The organism is Roseomonas rosulenta, assembly GCF_016106005.1.
Classification (GTDB): domain Bacteria; phylum Pseudomonadota; class Alphaproteobacteria; order Acetobacterales; family Acetobacteraceae; genus Neoroseomonas; species Neoroseomonas rosulenta.
The window spans coordinates 1-4,785 of record NZ_JACADR010000315.1 but is presented as its reverse complement, the minus strand read 5'-3'; the positions used below and the strand labels follow the sequence as shown (position 1 = coordinate 4,785).

Sequence of the window (4,785 nt, the reverse complement as noted above, 5' to 3'; positions counted from 1 at the left end):
CGTGCGCTCCCGGATCGTGCGTCGCGTGTCCCGACCGGGGCGCCGGGGGCGGAATGGCAGGCCGGCGCGCGGCGCGGGCGGCGGGGGCTGTGCGCGCGGCGGGGGCGTCCCTATTCTCAGCCGCATGTCCGTGAGCCAGCCGCGCGTCGCCCTTCTCGTCACCTGCCTGGTCGATCTCTATCGGCCGAGCGTGGGCTTCGCGGCGATCCGCCTGCTCGAGCAGGCCGGCTGCCTGGTCGAGGTGCCGCCGACGCAGACCTGCTGCGGCCAGCCGGCGTTCAACGCCGGCGACCGCGCCACCGCGCGCGACCTGGCGCGCAGCATCGTCGATGCCTTCGCGGGCTACGACTACGTGGTGGCACCGTCGGGCTCCTGCGCGGGCATGGTCGGGCACCACCTGCCGACATTGTTCGAGGACGACCCGCAATACCGCGCCCGCGCCGAGGCGATCGCCGCGCGCACGCATGAGCTGGTCTCCTTCCTGCGTGACGTGATGGGCGTGACGAAGGTCGATGCGCGCTTCGACGGCGTGGTGACCTACCATGATTCCTGCGCCGGCCTGCGCGAGATGGGCGTGAAGGCGCAGCCGCGCGCGCTGCTGGCCGGCGTCGAGGGCCTGACCCTGGCCGAGATGGCGGACCCCGAGATCTGCTGTGGCTTCGGCGGCACCTTCTGCGTGAAGTATCCGGACATCTCGACGCGCATGGTCACCGACAAGTGTCGCGACATCGCCGCCACTGGCGCGGGCACGCTGCTGGCGGGCGACATGGGCTGCCTGCTGAACATGGCCGGCCGCCTGAAGCGCGAGGGCAGCGCCGTGCAGGTGCGCCACGTCGCCGAGGTGCTGGCCGGCATGACGCGCGACGTCTCGCCGATCGGGGAATGACGCCATGACGCTGCCCGCCGGACCGCTCGCCGACCTCGCCGCGCGCGGCTTCGCCCGAGTGCCCGGCACCCAGATGGCGGCGCTGATGGGTGCGGGCGGGCGACCCGACGTGCTGGCCCCCTTCTTCGCCTCCTGGAGCCGGCTCGAGACCGATGCCTTCATGCGCGACGGCGGGCGCTACCGCCGCCGCCGCATCGCCAACTTCACCGCCGAGCCGGGCATGCCGGGCCATGTGCGCGGCCCGCACCGGCCGCATTTCCAGGCGGTGGTGCACAACACGCTGAACGGTGGCGTGGACCGCTGGTTCGCGCCGATGGAGGACGCCGTCGCCGACAGCGCGCCGCTGCGCGCGATGCTCGACCTCGGCCGCGCCATGGCGGATTCGCTGCACGGCGCGCATCCCTGGTTCGTCGAGGCGCATCAGTTCCGCATCGAGGCTGCCGCCGGCACCCCCGGCTTCCCCACGCCCGAGGGCGTGCACCATGATGGCGTGGACGTGGTTCTGATCGCGATGATCGCCCGCACCAACCTGGTGGGCGGCGAGACGGTGATCGAGGATTACGACGGACGGCGCCTCGCGCAGTTCGTGCTGCGCGACCCGCTGGACACCGCGCTGCTGAACGATCCGCGCGTGCGCCATGGCGTGACCCCGGTCGCGCCGGAGGATGCCGCGCTGCCATCCTGCCGGGACGTGCTGGTGCTGACCTGGAAGCGCGGCGGCCCGCCGGGCTGAATCATACCGCGCAAGCACTATGCCCGCGCACGATGCCGGGCGTCCGCAGTCCCGACCGCGCCGGTGCGGGGCGTCCGGGCAAGCCGGGCGCATGCCCGGCACCCGCCGCCCGGCGAACCAGACCTAGCTCGGAATGAGCACGCCGCCGACGACGTGGATCACGCCGTTGCTGCACAGGATATTGGGCTGCACGATCGAGGCCGAGGCGCCCGAGGGCGGGCCGCCGGCCCGCGCCGCCTGGATGCGCGGCTCGGTCGGCGTGCCGCCGACCACGCGGATGTCGATGCCGCTCAGCATTCGCACGCGCCCGCCGCGCGCCTGGATATCGGGCAGGCGCAGGCGGCCGCCGGCAATCAGGCTGCGCAGGGAGGCCGCGCCGCCGTCCTTGAAGCTGGCCGGCGCCGCGCCCCAGGCCAGGTTGGTCGGCGCGAAGACCGTGAAGGGGCCGGGCCCGTTCAGGAACTCGGCCAGCTCGGCGCGGCGCAGCGCCGAACGGAAGTCCGAGACATTCGACAGGATGCCGAGCACGTCCATGATCGGGAAGCGGCCATCGGCAGTGACCTGCTCGCCTGCGCAGCCGGCCAGGACGAGGGCTCCGCCGCCGGCGGCGAAAAGGGAACGACGCGTGATCACCGGCGCTTCTCCTTGAAAGGGCGCGAATCGGCCCGTGGCTTGGGGCCGCGGCCTTTTCGCGCCGCGGGCGGCCCAGGGCAAGCCCCGAGACGTCCTGCCCTGTCCGGACGCCGCTTTCGCGCTACATTGCGCCCATCACGCAGGAAGCCCCGCCTTGGTCCAGGTCACCTCCCCCGCCTTCAAGCAGAATGCCGCCCGCGCCCTGGCCGATGCAGGCCTGCAGAAGGCGCTGGGCAAGGCCAAGGGCGCCTTCCTGCAGCGCCGCGCCGAGGCGGTGGCCCGCCTGCCGGAATTCGAGCAGCTGCGCGACATCGGCCGCGACATCAAGAACCACACGCTGGCGAACCTCGATTTCTACCTGGAAACCTATGCCGCGAATGTCGAGGGCGCCGGCGGCACGGTGCATTGGTGCTCGACCGCCGAGGACGCCCGCGCCGCGGTGCTCGAGATCTGCCGCAAGGCCGGCGCGCGCACCGTCACCAAGGGCAAGTCGATGATCTCCGAGGAGATCGGCATCAACGACCACCTCGAGGCGCACGGCATCACCCCGGTCGAGACCGACCTCGGCGAATACATCATCCAGCTGCGGCGCGAGCACCCCTCCCACATCATCGCCCCCGCCTTCCACCTGAACCGCGAGGATTGGGAGGCGGATTTCCGCCGCATGCACACCGACCTCGACCCCAACCGCGTTTTCAACGAGCGCCGCGACATCCTGACCGAGGCGCGCACCCGGCTGCGCGACCGCTTCCTCGCGGCCGACGTCGGCATCACGGGGGCGAACTTCCTGATCGCCGAGACCGGGTCGTCCGTCATCGTGACCAACGAGGGCAATGGCGACCTCACGCAGACGCTGCCGCGCGTACACATCGCGCTGGCGTCGATCGAGAAGGTGGTGCCGACGCTGGAGGACGCGACATCGCTGCTGCGGCTGCTGGCGCGGTCCGCCACGGGGCAGGATTTCTCGGTCTACACGACCTTCAGCACGGGTGGGCGGCGGCCGGGCGACCTCGACGGGCCCGAGGAATACCATGTCGTGCTGATCGACAACGGCCGGTCGAACATGATCGGCTCCGAGTTCCAGGACATGCTGCGCTGCATCCGCTGCGCCGCCTGCATGAACCACTGCCCGGTCTATGGCGCGACCGGCGGGCACGCCTATGGCTGGGTCTATCCTGGGCCAATGGGCAGCGTGCTGACGCCCTCGCTGGTGGGCATCGACAAGGCGGCACAACTGCCGAACGCATCGACCTTCTGCGGCAAGTGCGAGAGCGTCTGCCCGGTGAAGATCCCGCTGCCGAACCTGATGCGGCACTGGCGGGAGCGGGAGTTCGAACGCCACCTGACGCCGGGCGCGATGCGGCGCGGGCTGGGGCTCTGGGCCTGGTTCGCGAAGCGGCCGCAGGCGTATCGCATCGCGACGCGCGCGGCGATCGGCGCGCTCGGGCTGCTCGGCCGCGGCAAGGGCGCGTTCCGGTCGCTGCCGCTGGCGGGCGGCTGGACCGCGGGGCGCGACCTGCCGGTGCCGGAAGGCGGGACCTTCATGGCGCGCTACGCGCAGCAGCAGCGGAAGCGGTGATCCGATGAGCAAGGACGCCATCCTCGGCGCCGTCCGCCGCGGGCTGAAGCGCGGTCCGCTGCCGGCCGACCAGCGCGCCATGCTGGAGGGGCGCCTGGCCACCCATCCGCGCCATCTGATCCCGGCGCGGTCCCGCGTGCCGCGGCCCGAGCAGATCGCGCTGTTCATCCGCAATGTCGAGAAGGAGTTCGGCACCGTCGCGCGCGTGGCCGACGCCGACGCGATTCCCGGTGCCATCGCCGATTACCTGGCGCAGCAGAACCTCGAACCCCGCTTCGTGCTGGCGCCGCATCCCGACCTGGCCGCGCTGCCCTGGGCGAACCGCCCGCTGCTGCGGTTTGAGGCACGGCGCGCGGCGCCCTCTGACGCCGTCTCGGTGCAGCACGGCTTCGCCGCGATCGCCGAGACCGGCACGCTCATGCTGCCCTCCGACGCCACACGCCCGACCACGCTGAACCTGCTGGCCGAGACCGAGATCGTCGTGCTGCGCAGCAGCCGCATCGTCGGCGCCTACGAGGAAGCCTGGGACATCCTGCGTCGCGAGCGCAGCGACCCGGTGACCAGCGGTTTCATGCCGCGCAACGTCATGCTGGTGACGGGCCCCTCGCGCAGCGCGGATATCGAGCAGACGCTGGAACTGGGCGCGCATGGCCCGCGGCGGCTGCACATCGTGCTGGTGGAGGACGACCCGGCGGAGACGCCCGGGGTCGGCCCGTCGCACGACCCCGCGGCCGCGAAGTCGGATGCCCCGGTCGCGCCGCCGGCCGAAGGCGACCGCGCCGCCACGGCGAAGCCCGCCCGGCCCAGGCGCGCGAAGGGCAGGACCGACTCCACGACTCCGCCGGGGGCATGACACGCCGCCGCCTCCGCGGCCTGACGGAGGCCGACCGCGCGCTGTGGCGCGCCTATGCCGCGGAGGTCGCGCCGCTGCCCGGGCGCGGATTGCCGCCCGCG

The 4,785-nt window shown here is 72.5% G+C and carries 5 protein-coding genes; 4 read left to right on the top strand and 1 reads right to left on the bottom strand.

The genetic code is table 11. The features are described 5' to 3' along the window. Positions 1 to 124: 124 nt before the first annotated feature. Both HW578_RS23040 and HW578_RS23035 read left to right on the top strand, forming a co-directional pair. A complete protein-coding gene (locus HW578_RS23040) occupies positions 125 to 886 on the top strand; it encodes a (Fe-S)-binding protein (RefSeq protein ID WP_198373053.1) in 762 nt (253 codons plus the stop codon). A gap of 4 nt (positions 887 to 890) precedes the next feature. After that, the gene (locus HW578_RS23035) at positions 891 to 1,619 is read left to right on the top strand and encodes a 2OG-Fe dioxygenase family protein (RefSeq protein ID WP_198373052.1); all 729 of its coding nucleotides are present in this window, start codon (positions 891 to 893) and stop codon (positions 1,617 to 1,619) included. A gap of 123 nt (positions 1,620 to 1,742) precedes the next feature. Here HW578_RS23035 and HW578_RS23030 read toward each other — a convergent pair whose 3' ends face one another. Beyond that, the gene (locus HW578_RS23030) at positions 1,743 to 2,252 is read right to left on the bottom strand and encodes a fasciclin domain-containing protein (protein WP_198373051.1); all 510 of its coding nucleotides are present in this window, start codon (positions 2,250 to 2,252) and stop codon (positions 1,743 to 1,745) included. A gap of 154 nt (positions 2,253 to 2,406) precedes the next feature. Between HW578_RS23030 and HW578_RS23025 the strand changes: the two genes are divergently transcribed. Then, positions 2,407 to 3,831 carry a LutB/LldF family L-lactate oxidation iron-sulfur protein gene (locus HW578_RS23025; RefSeq protein WP_198373050.1) on the top strand — a complete coding sequence of 475 codons (1,425 nt, stop codon included), beginning with the start codon at positions 2,407 to 2,409 and terminating at the stop codon, positions 3,829 to 3,831. Positions 3,832 to 3,835: 4 nt separating this feature from the next. Continuing rightward, entirely contained in the window at positions 3,836 to 4,684 is an 849-nt protein-coding gene (locus HW578_RS23020) for a LutC/YkgG family protein (RefSeq protein WP_198373049.1), read from the top strand. Positions 4,685 to 4,785: the final 101 nt, after the last annotated feature.